Source organism: Agromyces sp. NSFZ (genome assembly GCF_056156205.1).
This window is the reverse complement of sequence record NZ_CM149585.1, coordinates 3,139,629-3,158,082: the sequence shown is the minus strand read 5'-3', so window position 1 is coordinate 3,158,082 and position 18,454 is coordinate 3,139,629. Positions and strand designations below refer to the sequence as shown.

Sequence of the window (18,454 nt, the reverse complement as noted above, 5' to 3'; positions counted from 1 at the left end):
TCATGCCATTGGCGTCGGACCGGGCCGATGAACGCCGTTTCAACGTGCGGTGACGGCAGCGCCCTCGTCGTCGTCCTCGTGCACGTTGAAGCGGTACCCCACGTTCCGCACCGTGCCGATGAGGTTGTCGAGGTCGCCGAGCTTCGCGCGCAGCCGCCGCACGTGCACGTCGACCGTGCGGGTGCCGCCGAAGTAGTCGTAGCCCCACACCTCGCTCAGCAGCTGCTCGCGCGTGAAGACGCGCGACGGGTGCGCCGCGAGGAACCGGAGCAGCTCGAACTCCTTGTAGGTGAGGTCGAGCGTGCGCCCATGCACCTTCGCAGAGTAGCTCGCCTCGTCGATGACGACGCCAGAGGTCTGGATGCGCTCGGTCGGCTGCGCGGACTGCGCACGGCCGATGGCGAGGCGGATGCGGGCGTCGACCTCTGCCGGCCCGGCGTGCTCGAGCACGACGTCGTCGACGCCCCAGTCGGGCGTGACCGCGGTGAGGCCACCCTCGGTGACGATGAGGATGAGCGGCACCGAGATGCCGGTGGTGCGGAGGATCTGCGACAGCGCCTTCGCCGCGACGAGGTTGGTGCGGGCGTCGAGGAGCACGAGGTCGGATTCGGGCGCCCTCACCAGCTGCTCAGGCGAAGCGGGGATGACCCGCGTCCGGTGAGACAGGAGTGACAGAGCCGGGAGGACGTCTTCGTTGGCCGCCGGCGACAGGATCAGCAGCTGCGCCACGGCAGTACTCCCTCCGCAGTCACTGGCCTCCAGTAGTAAGGTGCGGTCAATACTACGTGACGCCGGACATCGGCAGTTGCGACGGGAAACAGGGAGTCAGACGATGCAGGCGGGTTCCGAGACGCGAGGCGGATGGCCGGGCATCCTGCTCATCTGGGCGATCGCGCTCGCCGGCGCCGTCACGGTGCTCGCGCTCGCGTACTCGGGCGCCGAGAACTGGTTCGGAGACACGTCGCGACTCGGCGTCTTCGGCGCGCTCGGCATCGTCTTCGCGACCTCCGTGGTCGCCTCGCTCGCGGTGCAGCTCGCCACCCGTCGGCCGAGCGGCTTCGTGACGCGCGCGAGCACGAGCATCGCCGGGGCGGCGCTCGTGGTCGGGTTGGCGGCGCTCGCCGTGGTGCCGGTCGCCTCCGCCTGACGGGTAGAATCGGAGCATGTCGCAGCTGCTCGCCCTCGAACTCCTCTTCATCGGCCTGCTCGGACTCGCGAGCCTCGCGATCGCGTGGGTGAGCGGCGTCGTCGTCTACAAGCTGTTCAGGGGGCAGCGCTAGTCGCATGATCGAACTGCCCGTCGATCTCCCGGCCGAGCTCGTTCCGCTCTCCTGGCTCATCGGGGTCTGGGAGGGGTCGGGCGTGATCGACTACAAGGTGGGCGGTGAGTCGATCACCCATGAGTTCGGCCAGCGCGTGAGCTTCAGCCACGACGGGTTGCCGCACCTGAACTACACGTCCTACACCTGGCTGTACCCCGAGCAGCCCGGAGGCGACCCGAAGCCGCTCGCCACCGAGACCGGGTACTGGCGGCTCGAGCGCCCGCTCGGCGAGGGCGACGCCGGACCGGCGCTCCTGCCGGCCGTGGGGGAGTCCCGGTTCCGCGACGCCGAGTCGGTCGAGACGCTGCGCAACGCCGACGGCGGGTTCGACCTCGAGGTTTCGCTCGTGCACCCGGGCGGCGTGGCCGAGCTCTACCTCGGCCAGGTGAAGGGACCCCGCATCGACCTCGGCACCGATGCCGTCATGCGCACCGCCGGCGCGAAGGACTACGCCGCCGCGACCCGGCTGTACGGGCTCGTCGACGGACACCTGCTCTGGGCGTGGGACATCGCGGCCCTCGGCCAGGACCTGCGCACGCACGCATCCGCCCGACTCGCGAAGGTGGACTGATGACCGCCAACCCGTTCCTCGCCCTCGACGGCGCCGTCGCGGCCGAAGGGGTCGACCAGGGCGTCGCCGGCCACTACGGCAACCCGAACGTCGAGCAGCGCCGGCTCGAGCGCGGCGAGGCGATCGTCGACTGCTCGAACCGCGGCGTGCTCACCGTCACCGGCCCCGACCGGCTCACCTGGTTGCACTCGATGGCGAGCCAGGCGCTCGATCGGCTCGCCCCGGGCGAATCGGCCGAGGCGCTCTTCCTCGACGCATCCGGTCGCATCGAGCACGTCGTGCACGCCGTCGACGACGGCGAGTCGACCTGGCTCATCGTCGAGGGGGCGGATGCCGCACCGCTCGCGGCCTGGCTCGACCGCATGCGGTTCATGCTGCGGGTCGAGGTGGCCGACCGATCATCCGACGTCGCCGTGCTCGGCGCCATGTCGACCGACGCGCTGGATGCCGCCGCGCCCGCCCTCGCCGCGAACGGCGTCGCCCTCGACTGGACCGACCCCTGGTCGTCGCCCGCCCCGACGGCGCATCGCTACGCCCCCGACGCCGGCCACCCGGCATCCGCGTGGCACTGGATCGAGCGCATCGTGCCTCGCTCGGCGCTCGCCGATGCCTCGGCCGCCGTGCGCGACGGTCGGGTCGCGGCGGCCGGCTCGCTCGCGGCCGAGGCGCTCCGCATCGCGGCGTGGCGTCCGCGGCTCGCCACCGAGGTCGACGAGAAGTCGATCCCGCACGAGCTCGACTGGTTGCGCAGTGCCGTCGACCTCGGCAAGGGCTGTTACAAGGGTCAGGAGACGGTCGCGAAGGTGCTGAACCTCGGACGCCCGCCGCGCCGGCTCGTGCTCCTCCACCTCGACGGCAGCGACACCGTGCTGCCGGTGCCCGGTGACGCGGTCGTCGGCGAGAAGGTGCGGCCAGAGCCCGAGCCGGGCGAGGCCCCCGAACGCAAGGTCGTCGGGCACGTCACGTCGAGTGCGATGCACCACGAGCTCGGACCGGTCGCGCTCGCGGTCGTCAAGCGGCAGGTCCCGCCCGACCTCGAGCTCATCGTCGAGAGCCACGGCATCGACGTGGCCGCGGCGCAGGTCGAGATCGTGCCGGCCAGCGCGGGTGCGGCGGTCGACGTGCCGCGGCTGCCGCGGCTCGGCGTGCGCAAGTAGCGCCGTCGCCGGCGTCTCAGTGCGGCGCGACGGCCGCCCAGTCGAGCGTGAGCTCCCCGAGCCGCCAGCGGCGCACCGTGCCGTGCACCGGCCAGCCCTGGGCTCGCAGCGTCTCGACGCTCCGGATCCAGCGCTGCGACGGGCCGTACACCGACAGGGGTGCGTGCACCCGCCACGCGCGATCGAGCGCGGTGAGCAGCTCGTGCACCGGTTCACCCGGCACGTTCCGGTGGATGAGCGCCTTGGGCAGGCGCTCCGCGACGACCGAGGGGCGCTCGAGGTCGGTGAGGCGGAGGCTGATCGTGAACGTCGCGGGAACGGATGCCGCTGCGGCATCCGGCTCGGATGCCTCGATGCCCACCCAGCTCGCGATGCGACCGAGCTCGTCGCAGGTGCCCTCGACGAGGAGGCCGCCCGGTGCGAGCCGCGACGACATGCGCGCCCACGCCTCCGCGACCTCGGCCTCGTCGTACTGGCGGAGCACGTTGAACGCGCGGATCACGGCGGGGTGCCGGTCGCCGGTCGGCACCTCGAAGCCGCCGAGCCCGAATCGCACCGGGAGTCCGGCCGGGAACGAGGTCTCGCCGCGTGCGAGCCGTTCGAGCTGGCTCCGGGCTCGGAGCACCCGCCCGGAGTCGATCTCGAGGCCGAGCGTCTCGACATCCGGGCGTGCCCTCCCGAGGCGCGAGGCGAGTTCGAACGTGGTGACTCCGCTGGCGCCGTATCCGAGGTCGACGACGAACGGGTCGATGGCACGACGGAACGCCGGGTGCTCCGAGATCCACCGGTCGATGCGCCGGAGCCGATTGGTGTTTGTCGTGCCGCGGGTGATGGATCCGACGGGCACGAGCATCGATCCTCTCAGGACGAAGCTGGAGGTTCGCCCCGGCTAGGCTGGTCGACATGCCACACACTCTCGTGCTGCTGCGCCACGGCCAGAGCGATTGGAACCAGAAGAACCTGTTCACCGGATGGGTGGACGTGCGGCTCAGCGAGCTCGGTCGCACCGAGGCGCGACGTGCGGGCGAGCTCCTCGTCGAGCACGGCGTGCTCCCCGACGTGCTGCACACCTCGGTGCTCACGCGCGCCATCCAGACCGCGGAGATCGCTCTCGAGGTCGCCGACCGCTCGTGGATCGACGTGCGCCGCTCGTGGCGTCTGAACGAACGTCACTACGGCGCGCTGCAGGGCCTCGACAAGGCGGAGACCCTCGAGAAGTACGGCCAGGAGCAGTTCATGCTCTGGCGTCGCTCGTTCGACACGCCCCCGCCGCCCATCGACGACGACAGCCGGTGGTCGCAGGTCGGCGACCCCCGCTACGCGACGCTCTCCGACGACGAGATGCCGCGCACCGAGTGCCTGAAGGACGTCATCGCCCGCATGCTGCCCTACTGGGAGAGCGGCATCATCCCCGACCTGGCCGACGGCAAGACGGTGCTCGTCACCGCGCACGGCAACTCGCTGCGGGCGCTCGTGAAGCACCTCGACGGCATCTCCGACGAGGACATCGCCGAGCTGAACATCCCGACCGGCATCCCCCTGGTCTACGAGCTCGGCGACGACTTCATGCCGACGAAGCCCGGCGAGTACCTCGACCCCGAGGCCGCCGCCGCGGGGGCCGCCGCGGTGGCCGCACAGGGCCGCAAGTAGCCGGAAGCACCGAGGAAGGGCGGGGGATGTCGCATCCCCCGCCCTTCTCGTCGCCGGCGGCGACCGGCGAGCGGGTGCGGCGCACCCGCGCCCGCGCCCGGCCTCAGAGCGCCGATTTCTCGGGATCCCAGTCGCCGGTCGCGAGGTACTGCACCTTCTTCGCGATCGACACCGCGTGGTCGGCGAACCGCTCGTGGTACCGGCTCGCGAGCGTCGCGTCGACCGTGTCGACAGCCTGGCCCTTCCACGTCTCGCCGAGCACCTTGTCGAACACCGAGAGGTGCAGCGCGTCGATCTTGTCGTCGCCGTTGCGGATCTCCTCGGCCAGCACTACGTCTTCGGTGCGGAGGAGCTCCACGAGCTTCCGGGCGATCTCGACGTCGAGCGCGCCCATCTCGGCGAACGTGGGGCGCAGCGACTTCGGCACGACCTTGTCGGGGAAGCGGTAGCGGGCCAGCTGCGAGATGTGGGTCGACATGTCGCCCATGCGCTCGAGGGAGGCGCTGATGCGCAGCGCGCTCACGACGATGCGCAGGTCGCGGGCCACCGGCTGCTGGCGCGCGAGGATGGTGATGGCGAGCTCGTCGAGCGACACGGTGAGCTGGTCGATGCGGTCGTCATCGGCGATCACCTCCTCGGCGAGGCTCACGTCCGAGCTGTTGAAGGCGCGGGTGGCTTTCTCGATGGAGTCGGCGACGAGTTGAGCGGTTTCCACGAGTCGGTCCTGCACCTCGCGCAGCTCCTGCTGGAACACCTCACGCATGAAACGAAATCCTTGTCTGTTCGATCCCGCGCAGGGCGCGCGCGGGCCTACCGGTTCGATCCGGCCTCGCGACATCCTCCCCGTCGGAGGTGAACAGCAGGTGCCGGGACGCTGAACACTCCCTAACCTACCGCCGTCCCGCCGGACGGAGCGCGGATCGGTCACAGCGCGAGTGGTTAGGGTGAAGCCATGGATTCCATGTGGGTGGTGCTCACGGCACTGGCCTTCGGCATCTTCCTCGGGGCCGCCTTCGTGATCGTCCTGCACATGGCCGAGCGCCGCGGATCGAGCGCCGCACGCGTCGTCGCTCCCACCATCCCCGACGGCGTCGACCAGGTGCTCGAGGTGCTGGAATCCGCCGGCGTCGTGTTCGATCCGTCGAACAACGTGCTGAAGGCCTCGCCCGGCGCCCTCGCGATGGGCCTCGTCCGGCACCGTTCGCTCACGCACGGCGAACTGCTCGAGCTCGTGGCATCCGTTCGCCGCACCGGCGAACCGATCACGCGGGACCTCAGCGTCACCCGCGGCCCGTTCGGCGAGTCCACGCTGCGACTGCGCGTGCTCGTGGCACGGCTCGGCACCCGGTTCGTGCTCCTCATCGCCGAGGACCGCACCGAGGCGCACCGGCTCGACGAGGTGCGCCGCGATTTCGTGGCGAACATCAGCCACGAGCTGAAGACCCCCATCGCGTCGGTCAGCCTGCTCGCCGAGGCGCTCGACCAGGCCGCCGACGAGCCCGAACAGGTGCGCCGCTTCGCCGGCCGGCTGTCGATCGAGGCGAACCGCCTGGCGCACATCACGAGCGAGGTCATCGAGCTCTCGCGACTGCAGGCCCGCGACGCGCTCCGGCGCGACGAGCTCGTCGACATCGACGAGGTCGTGGCCGCCGCCGTCGACCAGAACCGCGTCGTCGCCGCGGCCAAGCACGTGGATGTCGCCATGCGCGCGTCGACGAAGGCCAAGGTCTGGGGCGACCGCGCGCTCATGGTCGTGGCCGTGCACAACCTGGTGGCCAACGCCATCGCCTACTCGAACGAGGGCGGGCGCGTCGGCGTCGGCGCGAAGGTCGTCGACGACACCGTCGAGATCGGGGTCACCGACCAGGGCATCGGCATCGAGCCGGAGGAGCTCGATCGCGTCTTCGAGCGCTTCTATCGCGTCGACCAGGCGCGCTCGCGCAACACCGGCGGGTCGGGCCTCGGGCTCAGCATCGTGAAGCACACCGTGCAGAACCTCGGCGGCGACGTGCGCGTGTGGTCGCAGCCGGGCCGCGGCTCGACGTTCATGATCCGGCTTCCCGTCGCGGAGGCTCCCGACACGCCCGTCGCCGACGAGCCGGTCGAGCACACCTCCGACGGTCGCCCGGGCCGAGCGGATGTCGCCGCCGCAGCACTCGCGACGAAGTCCGTCGCATCGAACCGAGGAGAACGTACGTGACCCGCATCCTGCTCGTCGAAGACGAGATCGCCCTCAGCGATCCGTTGAGCTTCCTGCTCGGGCGGGAGGGCTACGAGGTCGAGGTGGCCGCCGACGGCCCCTCGGCGGTCGCGGCCTTCGATCAGCACGGCGCCGACCTGGTGCTCCTCGACCTCATGCTGCCGGGCCTTCCCGGTACGGAGGTGTGCCGCGAGATCCGCAGCCGCTCGAACGTGCCGATCATCATGCTCACCGCGAAGGATTCCGAGATCGACATCGTGGTGGGGCTCGAGCTGGGTGCCGACGACTACGTGACGAAGCCGTACTCGACGAGGGAGCTGCTCGCCCGCATCCGGGCGGTGCTGCGTCGACGCAACGAGGTCGAGGACTTCGACGAGGCGATCCTCGAGGGCGGGCGCGTGCGCATGGACGTCGACCGGCACACGGTCGAGGTCGACGGCGTGGCCGTGCCCATGCCGCTCAAGGAATTCGAACTGCTCGAACTGCTCATGCGCAATCCCGGGCGCGTGCTGACGCGCGGCCAGCTCATCGATCGCGTGTGGGGATCGGACTACTTCGGCGACACCAAGACCCTCGACGTGCACATCAAGCGCATCCGGTCGAAGATCGAGCTGCAGCCATCGGAGCCCGTGCAGCTCGTGACGGTGCGGGGGCTCGGGTACCGCTTCGAGGGGTAGGCCCGCGAGCCTACGGCGCGAGCTCGGAGTACTCGGGCAGGCGTGCGTCGAGCACCGGGACCTGCTTCTCGACGCCCTCGGCGTCGCCCGACTGGAAGTACATGGGCAGCAGGCCGCCGACCTCGGCGTCGATGCCCTCGAGGACGACCGGCTCCTCGTCTTCGGAGCCGAGCACGAGGGTCTCGCCGGCGGGCACGTCGATCTCGAGCTCGTCGCCGCCGACCTGCACGGTGACGCTGGCGCGCTCGTCGCTGCGGTTGACGATGCTCATGACGAGGGTGCCGTCTTCGCCGTCTTCGCTGATGATCAGCGCGTTGCGCACGTCGATGTCGCCGAGGTTCGCCGAGACGCCGTCGCTCGGGTCGTACTTCTCGGTCGTCGCCTGGGGGGTGACCATGGCGCAGCCGGTCGCACCCACGACGAGACCAAGGGCCAGAGCAGCGGATGCCGCGAGACGCGCCTTCACAGAACCTCCAAGTGCGAGCGAGCGCGCGAACGGAGCGTGCTCGCGCGAGGGATCGATCCGAGTGTAGCCTACCGGCGCGCCCGGGCATGGAAGGGTTGGCGAACCTTAGCACGAACCCGAATGTGATATCCTGAAAGTTGCCGAAAGGACATTCATTCATGCTTTTTGAGGTTGGCGAAACCGTCGTTTACCCCCACCACGGAGCCGCAACGATCACCGAGGTGAAGAAACGGATCATCAAGGGTGAAGAGAAGCTCTACCTCAAGCTGAACGTCACGCAGGGTGACCTCGTCATCGAGGTCCCGGCCGAGAACGTCGACCTCGTCGGCGTTCGTGACGTGATCGGCAAGGAGGGCCTCGACAAGGTCTTCGAGGTGCTGCGCGCCCCGTTCACCGAGGAGCCCACGAACTGGTCCCGCCGTTACAAGGCGAACCTCGAGAAGCTCGCCTCCGGCGACGTCATCAAGGTCTCCGAGGTCGTCCGCGACCTGTGGCGCCGCGACCAGGACCGCGGCCTCTCCGCCGGCGAGAAGCGCATGCTCGCCAAGGCACGCCAGATCCTGATCTCCGAGCTCGCGCTCGCCGAGAAGACCGACGAGGAGCAGGCGTCGACGGTGCTCGACGAGGTGCTCGCCTCCTAGTCGCCCGCCACGGCGATACGCTCGACCCATGAGCGCGTCAACGGTCGCCGTCATCGTCGTCGCCGCGGGCAGTGGCACCCGGCTCGGGCATGTCGAGCCGAAGGCGTTCGTCCCCCTCGGCGAGAGCACCATCCTGGGCGTCGCACTCGATGCCGTGCTCGGCATGCGTGAGACGCCGCACGTCGTGGTAGTCGTACCTGAGGATCGGGTCGACGAGACGCGCGCTCGGTATGCGCCGGCCGCGGCATCCGCCGGGTTCGACGTCGTGGCCGGCGGCGCCACGCGCCAGGAATCGGTGGCCAGCGGGCTCGCCGCGCTGCCGCAGGAGATCGCGACCGTCCTCGTGCACGACGCGGCGCGGCCGCTCACGCCATCGATCGTCTTCGACGAGGTCGTGGCGGCCGTTCGATCGCGCCGGCACGGCGTGGTGCCGGCGCTCGACGTGGTCGACACCATCAAGCGGGTCGGCGAGCACGGCCGCGTGCTCGAGACGGTCGACCGTTCGGCGCTCGCCGCCGTGCAGACCCCGCAGGGCTTCCCGCGGCGGGCGCTCGATGCCGCTTACGCCGCCGCGACGGGCGAGTTCACGGATGACGCGGCGCTCGCGGCATCCGCGGGCATGGACGTCGACGTGGTGCCCGGCGACGCGCGCGCCTTCAAGGTGACCCTGCCGACCGACCTGCGGCGCGCGGAGGCGATGATGGCCGAGCGCGAGACCGGACCCGCCGCGGAGTCGGCCCGATCGACCGACCGCCGCGGCACCGCCGCGCCGCGCATCGGCACCGGACTCGACGTGCACGCCCTGGCCGACGACACGCGCACCCCGCTCTGGCTCGCCGGGCTCGAGTGGCCCGGCGAACGGGGTCTCGCCGGACACAGCGACGGCGACGTCGCGAGCCATGCCATCTGCGACGCGCTCCTCGCCGCGGCCGGACTCGGCGACCTCGGCAGCGTGTTCGGCACGGGCGACCCCCGCTTCGAGGGCGCGCACGGCGACGTGTTCCTCGCCGAGACCGTGCGGCTCGTGCGCGAGGCGGGCTACGCCGTGGGCAACGTCACGGTGCAGGTCGTCGGCAACCGGCCGAAGCTCGCGCCGCGCCGGGCCGAGGCGGAGGCGCTCCTCTCGGGCATCGTCGGGGCACCCGTGAGCGTGACGGCGACCACGACCGACGCCCTCGGCTTCACGGGCCGAGGCGAGGGCGTGGCCGCGATCGCGACGGCCCTCGTCGTGCCGGCCTGAGCGCCCCGTCACCCCCGAGGCGCCGCCGGTAGGCTTGCAGGGTGACCGTGCGACTCTACGACTCGAAGGCCCAGGACCTTCGTGACTTCGTGCCCCTCCGTGAGGGGCACGTCGGCATGTACGTGTGCGGGCCCACCGTGCAGTCGAGCCCGCACATCGGCCACCTCCGCAGCGCGCTCGTCTACGACATCATGCGCCGCTGGTTCGCCTACCGCGGCAACGAGGTGACCTTCGTGCGCAATGTCACCGACATCGACGACAAGATCCTCGCGGCATCCGAGGACTTCGACGGCGACGGCAAGGTCGAGGAGTGGTGGGCGCTCGCCTACCGGGTCGAGCTCGAGTTCACCGCGGCCTACGGCCTGCTCGGCATCCTCGCCCCGACCTACGAGCCGCGTGCCACGGCGAGCGTGCAGCAGATGCAGCAGATCATCGGCCGGCTCATCGAGCGCGGCCACGCCTACGCCGCACCGGATGCCTCGGGCGACGTGTACTTCGACACCGCCAGTTGGCCCGCCTACGGCGAACTCACCCGCCAGTCGCGCGACCGCATGGAGGCCGCCGCCGACGCAGACCCGCGCGGCAAGCGCGACCCCCGCGACTTCGCCCTCTGGAAGGGGCGCAAGGAATCGGAGCCGGCATCGGCGAGCTGGTCGTCGCCGTGGGGCGACGGGCGACCGGGATGGCACATCGAGTGCTCGGCCATGGCCACCCGGTACCTCGGCGCGGAGTTCGACATCCACGGCGGCGGACTCGACCTGCGCTTCCCGCATCATGAGAACGAGCTGGCGCAGTCCACCGCCGCGGGCGACGGGTACGCGCGGTACTGGGTGCACAACGGTCTCGTCAACGTCGGCGGCCAGAAGATGTCCAAGTCCCTCGGCAACTCGGTCTACGCGAGCGAGCTCCTCGAGCTGGCGTCGCCGCTCGCCGTACGGTACCTGCTGGGTGCCGCGCACTACCGTTCGACCCTCGACTACTCGCCCAGCTCCCTCGCCGAGGCGGAGGCCGCCGTCGACCGCATCCGCACGTTCCTCACGCGCGTCGAACGTCGACTGGCCGGAACGCGGTACATGGGCGTCGGCAGCCCGCTCATCCCCGACGCGTTCGCCGCGGCGATGGATGACGACCTCGGGGTGCCGCAGGCGCTCGCCGTGTTGCATGACACCGTGCGGGCGGGAAACCAGGCGCTCGACGACGAGGACCTGCACGAGGCGGCCGTGCTGCACGGACAGGTCGTGGCGATGGTCGAGGTGCTCGGCATCGACCCGCGCGACGCGCACTGGGCGTCCGCCGAGGCCGGCCCCGCGGCATCCGCCCTCGAGAGCCTCATCGCCCGCCTCATCGAGGACCGGCAGGCGGCGCGCGACGCGAAGGACTTCGCCGCGGCCGACCGGATCCGCGCCGAGCTCTCGGCCGCAGGCATCACCATCGAAGACAGCCAGACCGGCACGCATTGGAGCTTTGGATCATGAAGGCAGGCAGCGGCAAGTCCCGCGGCGGAGCCGTCCGCAAGGGCGGAAAGGGCGCTGCGGGCAAGCAGGTCGGCACCGGCGGCCACGGGCGCAAGGCGCTCGAGGGCAAGGGCCCGACCCCCAAGGCCGAGGATCGCGCGTGGCATCCCGCCGGCAAGCGAAAGGCCGCGCAGGAGCGCTACTCCGCCGCGGGCGGCAAGGGCAAGGTCGCCGGGCAGGCGCAGCGCGCCGGCGCACCGCGCGGGGCGTCCGGGGCGTCCCGGCGCGCGAAGTCGGGCGACGAGTCCGAGATCGTCACGGGCCGCAACTCGGTGGTCGAGGCACTGCGCGCCCGCATCCCGGCCTCGACCCTCTACGTCGCCGCCCGCGTCGAGATGGACGACCGCGTGAAGGAGGCGATGAAGCTCGCCACCAACCGGGGCATCCCGATCCTCGAGGTCATGCGGCCCGAGCTCGACCGGCTCGCGGGGGAGGGCGGCGGGCACCAGGGCCTCGCCCTGAAGGTGCCGCCCTACGAGTACGCGCACCCTATCGAGGAGCTCGACCGGGTGCTCGCGCGCGATCAGACGCCGCTCTTCGTCGCGCTCGACGGCATCACCGACCCGCGCAACCTCGGAGCGATCCTGCGCTCGACGGCCGCGTTCGGCGGCCAGGCCGTGATCGTGCCGCAGCGCCGCTCGGTGGGCGTCAACTCCGCAGCCTGGAAGACCTCGGCCGGCGCCGCCGCCCGGGTGCCGGTGGCGATGGCGGCGAACCTCACGCAGACGCTGAAGACGCTCAAGGAGCGCGGTGTCTTCGTCCTCGGGCTCGACGGCGACGGCGAGGTGTCGCTTCCCGGGCTGTCGTGGGCCGACCGGCCGCTCGTGGTGGTCGTCGGCAGCGAGGGCAAGGGACTCTCGCGGCTCGTGGCCGAGACGTGCGACGCGATCGTGTCGATCCCCATCAGCGCGTCCACCGAGTCGCTGAACGCGGGCATCGCGGCATCCGTCACCCTGTACGAGATCTCGAAGCTACGAGCGGCGGGCGCGGGCGCGTAGCCGCGGGCACGCAGCCGCGCGCGGCTGGGCCGCGGCCGCTCATGTTTCCGTTCCCGCGTGCGGTGGCCGCCGCAACGAGCACCTCACGCGGGAACGGAAACACCGGAGGCGGTCAAATGGCGGATGCCGCGCTCAGACCTTGAGGCGCCAGTCGTCCTCGTCGTCGGGGTCGACGACGGCGATGGCCGACGTGTCGGGTGCCACGACGTCGATGGCCGTCGTGATGGTGCCGGTCGACGGGCCGATCATGGTCGCCTCGTCACGGCGGTGCCGCAGCACGTTGTTGACGTACGACGAGACGGCCTCGGCCAGGGGGATGTCGTGCCCCGCCTGCTGGGCCATGAACCATCGATGCTCGAGGAGCTGGTGGAACACCTCCGCGGGTTCGAGCTTGCCGCGAAGGTCGAGCGGGATGGCTCGGACCACGGGTTCGAACACACGCATCAGCCACTCGTGGGCGACCATCTCCTCGTCGAGCTCGGACTTGCCGTAGGAGGCCCGGTACGAGTCGAGGTCGTTGAGCAGGCGCCGGGCCTGGTTCTCTCCGGCATCGAGGCCCGTGAGGCGGAGGAGGCGCCGCTGGTGATGGCCGGCGTCGACGACCTTCGGCTGGATGCGAACCGTGGTGCCCGACTCGTCCGTCTTGATGGCGAGTTCCTCGATGTCGAAGCCGAGGTCGTTGAGCCGGTTGACGCGCTCGTTGATGCGCCATCGCTCCGCCGATGAGAAGGACTCCGAGCCGGTGAGCTCCTTCCAGAGGCTGCGGTAGGCCTCCACGATGCCGTTCGAGATGTTGACGGGGTCGAGCTCGTCGGCCACCCGCCCGCCGGCCTCGAGGTCGAGCAGCTCCCCCGCGATGTTCACGCGGGCGATCTCGAGGTCGTTCTCGCGCTGCCCGTTGGAGAGTCCGCCCTCGTAGAGCTTGCCGGTCTCCGCATCGACGAGATACGCGGCGAACGCGCCCGCATCCCGGCGGAAGAGGGTGTTCGAGAGCGACACGTCGCCCCAGAAGAACCCCACGATGTGCAGGCGCACGAGGAGCACCGCCAGCGCGTCGACGAGGCGCGTCGCGGTGTCGGGGCGCAGCGTCTGCGAGAACAGGGCCCGGTACGGCAGCGAGAACCGGAGGTGGCGGGTGACGAGCACGGGCTTCAGCGCGTCGCCCTCGGCATCCGTTCGATTCGTGATGACGGCGACCGGCTCGACGCAGGGGATCTCGAGGCGCTGCAGGGTGCGCAGGATCTCGTACTCGCCCTTCGCCATCTCGGCGGTCGTCTCCTTGATGGCGACGACGTGCCCGGCGAGGTGCGCGAAGCGAACCAGGTGGCGGGAGATGCCCTTCGGCAGCGCGGCGATGGTGTCGTTCGGCCAGGCCTCGAGGGGCAGGTCCCACGGGAGGTCGAGCAGGGCCGGGTCGGCCATGGCCGAGGTGATCGAAAGTGAGCCGCTCACGAGGGTCGAGCCTATCGTGGCGTCCTCTCCACTCCCGTGTCGGGGGCGATGCTGAGTCGACTCGCAGCGCGGGTGGATAGGCTGTTCCGATCCCGAGAGCCGAGGAGTCGTCGTCATGTCCGCCGAACGTCGCATCACGCCCCAGGCGGCGCCGCTGCGCGCGCAGGTCGTCGACGCGCTCCGCGGCGACATCCTGGCCGGCGACCTGCCACCCGGCGATCGGCTTCTCGAGGCGACCCTGTGCGACCGCTACGGCGTCTCGCGCACGGTCGTGCGCGAGGCTCTGCGGCAGCTCGAGACTGAGCGTCTCGTGACGATGCTCGCCAATCGGGGTCCCATCGTCACGATCCTCGAAGAATCCGAGATCGTCGCGCTCTACGAGGTGCGCGCGTCGCTCGAGGGGCTCATGGGGGAGCTCTTCGCCGAGCGCGCGCCCGATCAGGCGGCCGCGCGGCTCATCTCCCACTACGACCGGATGAGCGCCACCTATCTTGCCGGGACGCCCGCATCGCGGCAGCGGGCGAAGGAGACGTTCTACGAGGTCATGCTCGATGGCGCCCGGAACCCGGTCTTGCGCGACCACGTGCACGGCGTCCATCGCCGGATCGGCCTGTTCCGGAATCTCGCGCTGCGCGACGCCGAGCGCGTCGCGATCTCGATGCTGGAGTTCGGTCGCATCGTCGACGCCGCCGCCCGTGATCGCGACCCGGCAGATGCCCGCCGCACGTGCGAGGAGCACGTGCGAAGCGCCGCCTTGGTGGCGCGGCGCGAGTACTGCGGCTGGCTCGCGAGGTTCGAGTCGGCCTGAGTCCGCGTGGGCCCGCCTCGGGGCCGCTGGGCCGTCGTCGGGGGCGCTCCGTCCGCAGAGCGCCCCCGACGCGTGGCTCAGCGAGCCATGAAGCCGCCGTCGATCGGCAGGTTGACGCCCGTCACCCACGTCGACTCGTCGGAGGCGAGGTAGACGCACGCCCAGGCCACGTCGATCGGCTTGCCGAGCCGACGGATCGACTGCGCCCGGGTGTTGACCTTCTCGTACTCCGTGAGCCCCCCGGGGAACTCCGCGGCGATGCCCTCCACCAGCGGGGTGAGCACCGTGCTCGGGTGCACCGAGTTGACCCGGATCCCGTACTCGCCGTACACCGCGGCATCCTGCTTGGTCATCATCGTGACCGCGCCCTTGGCGGCATGGTAGGCCGTGAACTCCTCGTTGCCGGCGAGACCGTAGATCGATGAGAAGTTGATGATCGAACCCGACCGCTGCGAGATCATGTACGGCACGGCGTGCTTGGTGGAGAAGAAGACGCCCTTCACGTCGACCGCGAAGAGGGCGTCCCATTCGGACTCGGTGAGCTCGTGCGTGGGCTTGTCCACGCCGATGATGCCGGCGCAGTTCACGAGCACGTCGATGGTGCCGAACCGAGCGCCGATCTCGCCGTAGACGCGCGCGAACTCGGCCTCGCGGGTGACGTCGAGCCCCCAGAACGCGGCGGTACCGCCTGCAGCCTCGATGGCCGCGACCACCTGCTCGCCGAGCTCGGGGTTGAAGTCGGTGACCGCCACCGTGGCGCCCTCCGCCACGAAGAGCTCGGCGGTCGCCCGGCCCATGCCCGATGCGGCGCCCGTGATGACGGCGACCTTGCCGTTGAGCCGACCCATCAGGCGGTCGCCTTCAGCAGCTCGGTGGCGCGGAACGACCGGTAGCCGTCGGCTTCGGCCTCACGGCAGAACTGCTGGTACACCTGGCCGCCGCCCATGTAGACCTGGAACTCCTTCGGCTTCCCGGGCACGTTCTCGCCGAAGAACCAGGCCTTCGCCTTCTGGCCCTCCGAGTACATCACCGTCGCCTTGCCGGCGCGGTCGACCTCCTGAGCCCACCATTCCTCCGACTCCGGCGTGGCCTCGATGACCTCGATGCCGTTGCGCTCGGCGAAGTCGATGGCACGAGCCATCCACTGCGCACCGAGCTGGATGGGCACCGGCAGGTTCGAGTACGGCGTCTGCGGCCCGAGGGACAGCAACAGGTTCGGGAACCCGTTCATCGAGATGCCCAGGTTGGAGCGGATGCCGCTGCTCCACTTGTCGCGCAGCACGAGGCCGTCACGCCCGACGATGTCGAAGTTGGTGAGCGTGCCGGTCATCGCGTCGAAGCCGGTTGCCGCGATGATGACGTCGAGCTCGTACTCGGTGTCGCCCACCCTGAGGCCGCGCTCGGTGAACTCGGTGATGGGCGTCGACTTCGTGTCGACCAGGTGCACGTTCGGCCGGTTGAACGTGTCGTAGAACCGGAAGCCGGTGGGCACGCGCTTGCCGTTGAACGAGTAGCCCTTGGGGCAGAGGAGCTCGGCCGTCGCGGGATCCTTCACGATCTCGCGGATCTTCGAGCGGATGAACTCCGAGGCGAGCTCGCTCGACTCGTGGTTGGTGGCGAGGTCGTTGAAGCACTCGTTGGCGAAGTGGAAGCCGCCCTCGTTCCACTTGCCCTCGAAGATGCGCCGGCGCTCCTCGGGGTCGACCTCGAGCGCGCTGAACTGCGCGGGCACCATGTCGACGCCGAACGGGTGGTTCGCGGCGCGCTCGAAGATCTCGTCGTAGGTGTCGCGGACGTACTGCATCTGCTCGGGCGTGACGGGGTCGTTGTTCGTCTCGACGATGAAGTTCGGGGTGCGCTGGAAGACGAAGAGCTCACCCGCCTCCGGGGCGATGGCCGGCGTGATCTGGATGCCGGAGGCGCCGAGGCCGATGAGGCCGACACGCTTGCCGGCGAGGTCGACGCCCTCATGCGGCCAGCGCGCGGCGTGCACCATTGTTCCCTGGAACTTCTCGCGGCCGGGGATGGCGGGCCAGATCGGCTGCGAGAGCACGCCCATGCCCGAGAGCAGGTACTTGGCCGAGAGCACTTCGCCGCCGGCGAGGGTCACGTCCCACCGATTGCGGTTCTCGTCGTAGACCGCCTTCTCGACCCACGAGCCGAGACGGATGTCCCTGCGCAGGTCGAGCCGGTCGGCGACGAAGTTGAGGTACTCGAGCACCTCCTCACCGGAGGGGTACCGCTCGGTCCAGGTCCACTCGTCGCGTACCTCCTTCGAGAACGAGAACGAGTAGTAGCTGAACTCGCTGTCGGTGCGCACGCCCGGGTAGCGATTGATCCACCAGGTGCCGCCGATACCGTCGGCGCCATCGACGACGATGGTGTCCAGTCCGATCTCGCGCAGGTGATGGAGGATCGCCAAGCCGGAGAACCCGGCTCCGATGACGATGGCGTCGTATTCCTTCTTGAACATTGGGATTTCCTTTCGTGATGAGTCGCGCCGGGGCGGGCGCGTCAAGCTGCGTTCCGGTCTTCTGCGGCGCGGCCCTCGCGGTACCACGCGCCCATGCTGGCGACCTCCTCGTCGGCGCGCGGGTGGCGTCCGGCGAGGAACGGGAACACGTGCTGCATCCCCTGGCCGACGGAGAACGTGACGTCCACGCCGGCGTCGCGCGCGAGTTGGTGCAGGCGCACGCTGTCGTCGTAGAGCGACTCGATGTCGCCGGCCGTGATGTAGAGCCGCGGGAACCCGGTGAAGTCCTGGTAGAGCGGGTTCGCCATCGGGTTCGTCGGTTCGGTCGCTCCCGCGATGTAGCGGTCGATGTTGCCCTGGAGGCCCTCGCGGGTGATGAGGAAGTCGGTGGCGTCGTTGGTCTCGATGGTGATGCCGTCGTTCTCCATGTTGAGCCACGGGGACATCGTGATGACCTGTCCCGGCAGCGGGAGGCCGTCGCGCATGAGCTGGAACGTCATGCTGATCGCGAGGTTGCCGCCGGCGCTGTCGCCCACGGGAGTGATGTCCTCGGGACGGAATCCGTCGGCGAGCAGGGCGCGGTAGATGCTCACGCCGTCGCCGATCTGCGCCGGGAACTTGGACTCCGGCGCGAGCTGGAAATCCGCGACGAAGCTGTAGCTGCCGCAGGCCTTCGCCAGGTGGCCGGCGAGCTTGCGGTGCGACGCGGAGGAGCCCAGGGCGAAGCCGCCGCCATGCAGCAGGATCTGCATCTGGTTCGGGTCGGCGTCGAGGGGCATGACGAGGATGCCCGGCACGCCGCCGATCTCGGTGTGACGGTACGTCACGCCCTCGGGCTCGGCGGTCGCGCGCTGCCAGTCATCGAAGATGAGCCGCAGCAGCTCGGTCGTGGGTGCGGGGATGAGGCCGAGTTGCTCGATCCAGTGGGCGTAGACCTCCCCGAGGAGGTCGGTCGGCTTCGGTGACGACATGTTCGTGCTCCAATGCGAAGGGTGTGTCGGTCGGCGCCGTGTGCTCAGCGTCGAGACCGTCGAGTTCTGACGTGGAGGGCGACTCCACGAGTTCAGATTGCACGGCGATTCGGGCGCCGTCTCGGGCTGTCTCAAAGTGAGTCACCCTCGTCGCAACGTGACGCACGATCGCGCCGTTCGCGGCTGGAACCATGAAGATCACCGGGGCGTCGGCCTCGGTTCGGACCCGGTCGGCGACCCCGCAGCGGTTCCGACGCATCGAGAGACCCTGGGCCCCGAACGCGGCATCGTCAACGTCGACGACCACTCGTCGA

19 protein-coding genes are annotated in these 18,454 nt (G+C 70.2%); 11 read left to right on the top strand and 8 right to left on the bottom strand.

Annotated features, from left to right (window positions below; translation table 11 throughout):
* Positions 1–39: 39 nt before the first annotated feature.
* Positions 40–729 carry a response regulator transcription factor gene (locus ACVFI9_RS14965; RefSeq protein WP_474762998.1) on the bottom strand — a complete coding sequence of 230 codons (690 nt, stop codon included), beginning with the start codon at positions 727–729 and terminating at the stop codon, positions 40–42.
* Positions 730–832: 103 nt separating this feature from the next.
* Here ACVFI9_RS14965 and ACVFI9_RS14960 point away from each other — a divergent pair, with 103 nt between their 5' ends.
* The 3 genes from ACVFI9_RS14960 to ygfZ all read left to right on the top strand — a co-directional run bounded on the left by ACVFI9_RS14960 (position 833) and on the right by ygfZ (position 3,050).
* Positions 833–1,147 carry a hypothetical protein gene (locus ACVFI9_RS14960; RefSeq protein ID WP_474762997.1) on the top strand — a complete coding sequence of 105 codons (315 nt, stop codon included), beginning with the start codon at positions 833–835 and terminating at the stop codon, positions 1,145–1,147.
* A gap of 137 nt (positions 1,148–1,284) precedes the next feature.
* Positions 1,285–1,893: a nitrobindin family protein gene (locus ACVFI9_RS14955; protein ID WP_474762996.1), complete on the top strand. Its 609-nt coding sequence runs from the start codon at positions 1,285–1,287 to the stop codon at positions 1,891–1,893.
* Positions 1,893–3,050 (top strand): CAF17-like 4Fe-4S cluster assembly/insertion protein YgfZ, encoded by a 1,158-nt coding sequence (ygfZ, locus tag ACVFI9_RS14950; RefSeq protein ID WP_474762995.1) that lies wholly within the window; start codon positions 1,893–1,895, stop codon positions 3,048–3,050. The genes ACVFI9_RS14955 and ygfZ overlap by 1 nt, the downstream gene beginning before the upstream one ends.
* 16 nt (positions 3,051–3,066) lie before the next feature.
* On the opposite strand, the gene ACVFI9_RS14945 is transcribed toward ygfZ, so the two are convergent.
* Positions 3,067–3,903 (bottom strand): class I SAM-dependent methyltransferase, encoded by an 837-nt coding sequence (locus tag ACVFI9_RS14945; RefSeq protein WP_474762994.1) that lies wholly within the window; start codon positions 3,901–3,903, stop codon positions 3,067–3,069.
* A gap of 50 nt (positions 3,904–3,953) precedes the next feature.
* Here ACVFI9_RS14945 and ACVFI9_RS14940 point away from each other — a divergent pair, with 50 nt between their 5' ends.
* Positions 3,954–4,700, top strand: a complete 747-nt coding sequence (locus ACVFI9_RS14940) for a phosphoglyceromutase (protein ID WP_474762993.1) — start codon at positions 3,954–3,956, stop codon at positions 4,698–4,700.
* 103 nt (positions 4,701–4,803) lie between these two features.
* Here ACVFI9_RS14940 and phoU read toward each other — a convergent pair whose 3' ends face one another.
* A complete protein-coding gene (gene phoU, locus ACVFI9_RS14935; protein ID WP_474762992.1) occupies positions 4,804–5,463 on the bottom strand; it encodes a phosphate signaling complex protein PhoU in 660 nt (219 codons plus the stop codon).
* A gap of 189 nt (positions 5,464–5,652) precedes the next feature.
* Here phoU and ACVFI9_RS14930 point away from each other — a divergent pair, with 189 nt between their 5' ends.
* Complete coding sequence (locus ACVFI9_RS14930; RefSeq protein WP_474762991.1) at positions 5,653–6,900, top strand: sensor histidine kinase; 1,248 nt, start codon at positions 5,653–5,655, stop codon at positions 6,898–6,900.
* Positions 6,897–7,577, top strand: coding sequence for a response regulator (locus tag ACVFI9_RS14925; protein ID WP_474762990.1), 681 nt, complete (start codon positions 6,897–6,899; stop codon positions 7,575–7,577). The genes ACVFI9_RS14930 and ACVFI9_RS14925 overlap by 4 nt, the downstream gene beginning before the upstream one ends.
* Positions 7,578–7,587: 10 nt before the next feature.
* On the opposite strand, the gene ACVFI9_RS14920 is transcribed toward ACVFI9_RS14925, so the two are convergent.
* On the bottom strand, positions 7,588–8,043 hold the full coding sequence (locus ACVFI9_RS14920; RefSeq protein WP_474762989.1) for a DNA modification methylase: 456 nt from the start codon (positions 8,041–8,043) through the stop codon (positions 7,588–7,590).
* Between the two features lie 158 nt (positions 8,044–8,201).
* Here ACVFI9_RS14920 and ACVFI9_RS14915 point away from each other — a divergent pair, with 158 nt between their 5' ends.
* Genes ACVFI9_RS14915 through rlmB form a run of 4 tightly spaced genes read left to right on the top strand, consistent with a single transcriptional unit; the run spans position 8,202 to position 12,436 of the window.
* Positions 8,202–8,684, top strand: coding sequence for a CarD family transcriptional regulator (locus tag ACVFI9_RS14915; RefSeq protein ID WP_056734541.1), 483 nt, complete (start codon positions 8,202–8,204; stop codon positions 8,682–8,684).
* 28 nt (positions 8,685–8,712) lie between these two features.
* Positions 8,713–9,924, top strand: coding sequence for a 2-C-methyl-D-erythritol 4-phosphate cytidylyltransferase (gene ispD / locus ACVFI9_RS14910; protein ID WP_474762988.1), 1,212 nt, complete (start codon positions 8,713–8,715; stop codon positions 9,922–9,924).
* A gap of 41 nt (positions 9,925–9,965) precedes the next feature.
* The gene (cysS, locus tag ACVFI9_RS14905; protein WP_474762987.1) at positions 9,966–11,399 is read left to right on the top strand and encodes a cysteine--tRNA ligase; all 1,434 of its coding nucleotides are present in this window, start codon (positions 9,966–9,968) and stop codon (positions 11,397–11,399) included.
* Positions 11,396–12,436: a 23S rRNA (guanosine(2251)-2'-O)-methyltransferase RlmB gene (rlmB, locus tag ACVFI9_RS14900; protein WP_474762986.1), complete on the top strand. Its 1,041-nt coding sequence runs from the start codon at positions 11,396–11,398 to the stop codon at positions 12,434–12,436. The genes cysS and rlmB overlap by 4 nt, the downstream gene beginning before the upstream one ends.
* Positions 12,437–12,568: 132 nt before the next feature.
* Here the strand turns inward: rlmB and ACVFI9_RS14895 are convergent, their stop codons facing one another.
* Entirely contained in the window at positions 12,569–13,888 is a 1,320-nt protein-coding gene (locus ACVFI9_RS14895) for a DUF4032 domain-containing protein (protein ID WP_474762985.1), read from the bottom strand.
* Between the two features lie 115 nt (positions 13,889–14,003).
* On the opposite strand from ACVFI9_RS14895, the gene ACVFI9_RS14890 reads away from it, so the two are divergent.
* The gene (locus ACVFI9_RS14890; protein WP_474762984.1) at positions 14,004–14,696 is read left to right on the top strand and encodes a GntR family transcriptional regulator; all 693 of its coding nucleotides are present in this window, start codon (positions 14,004–14,006) and stop codon (positions 14,694–14,696) included.
* A 77-nt stretch (positions 14,697–14,773) separates the two neighbouring features.
* On the opposite strand, the gene ACVFI9_RS14885 is transcribed toward ACVFI9_RS14890, so the two are convergent.
* Genes ACVFI9_RS14885 through ACVFI9_RS14875 form a run of 3 tightly spaced genes read right to left on the bottom strand, consistent with a single transcriptional unit; the run spans position 14,774 to position 18,140 of the window.
* The gene (locus ACVFI9_RS14885; RefSeq protein ID WP_474762983.1) at positions 14,774–15,544 is read right to left on the bottom strand and encodes an SDR family NAD(P)-dependent oxidoreductase; all 771 of its coding nucleotides are present in this window, start codon (positions 15,542–15,544) and stop codon (positions 14,774–14,776) included.
* Positions 15,544–17,169, bottom strand: coding sequence for a flavin-containing monooxygenase (locus ACVFI9_RS14880; RefSeq protein ID WP_474762982.1), 1,626 nt, complete (start codon positions 17,167–17,169; stop codon positions 15,544–15,546). The genes ACVFI9_RS14885 and ACVFI9_RS14880 overlap by 1 nt, the downstream gene beginning before the upstream one ends.
* A gap of 41 nt (positions 17,170–17,210) precedes the next feature.
* Positions 17,211–18,140 carry an alpha/beta hydrolase gene (locus tag ACVFI9_RS14875; RefSeq protein ID WP_474762981.1) on the bottom strand — a complete coding sequence of 310 codons (930 nt, stop codon included), beginning with the start codon at positions 18,138–18,140 and terminating at the stop codon, positions 17,211–17,213.
* Between the last annotated feature and the right edge of the window lie 314 nt (positions 18,141–18,454).

Bases quoted from the DNA above. Each gene is read 5' to 3' on its own strand.
- ACVFI9_RS14945 (WP_474762994.1), bottom strand. From the start codon at position 3,903: ATGCTCGTGCCCGTCGGATCCATCACCCGCGGCACGACAAACACCAAT.
- rlmB (WP_474762986.1), top strand. From the start codon at position 11,396: ATGAAGGCAGGCAGCGGCAAGTCCCGCGGCGGAGCCGTCCGCAAGGGC.
- ACVFI9_RS14880 (WP_474762982.1), bottom strand. From the start codon at position 17,169: ATGTTCAAGAAGGAATACGACGCCATCGTCATCGGAGCCGGGTTCTCC.
- ACVFI9_RS14955 (WP_474762996.1), top strand. From the start codon at position 1,285: ATGATCGAACTGCCCGTCGATCTCCCGGCCGAGCTCGTTCCGCTCTCC.
- ACVFI9_RS14875 (WP_474762981.1), bottom strand. From the start codon at position 18,140: ATGTCGTCACCGAAGCCGACCGACCTCCTCGGGGAGGTCTACGCCCAC.
- ACVFI9_RS14930 (WP_474762991.1), top strand. From the start codon at position 5,653: ATGGATTCCATGTGGGTGGTGCTCACGGCACTGGCCTTCGGCATCTTC.
- ACVFI9_RS14915 (WP_056734541.1), top strand. From the start codon at position 8,202: ATGCTTTTTGAGGTTGGCGAAACCGTCGTTTACCCCCACCACGGAGCC.
- ispD (WP_474762988.1), top strand. From the start codon at position 8,713: ATGAGCGCGTCAACGGTCGCCGTCATCGTCGTCGCCGCGGGCAGTGGC.
- ACVFI9_RS14960 (WP_474762997.1), top strand. From the start codon at position 833: ATGCAGGCGGGTTCCGAGACGCGAGGCGGATGGCCGGGCATCCTGCTC.
- ACVFI9_RS14885 (WP_474762983.1), bottom strand. From the start codon at position 15,544: ATGGGTCGGCTCAACGGCAAGGTCGCCGTCATCACGGGCGCCGCATCG.
- ygfZ (WP_474762995.1), top strand. From the start codon at position 1,893: ATGACCGCCAACCCGTTCCTCGCCCTCGACGGCGCCGTCGCGGCCGAA.
- phoU (WP_474762992.1), bottom strand. From the start codon at position 5,463: ATGCGTGAGGTGTTCCAGCAGGAGCTGCGCGAGGTGCAGGACCGACTC.
- ACVFI9_RS14890 (WP_474762984.1), top strand. From the start codon at position 14,004: ATGTCCGCCGAACGTCGCATCACGCCCCAGGCGGCGCCGCTGCGCGCG.
- ACVFI9_RS14940 (WP_474762993.1), top strand. From the start codon at position 3,954: ATGCCACACACTCTCGTGCTGCTGCGCCACGGCCAGAGCGATTGGAAC.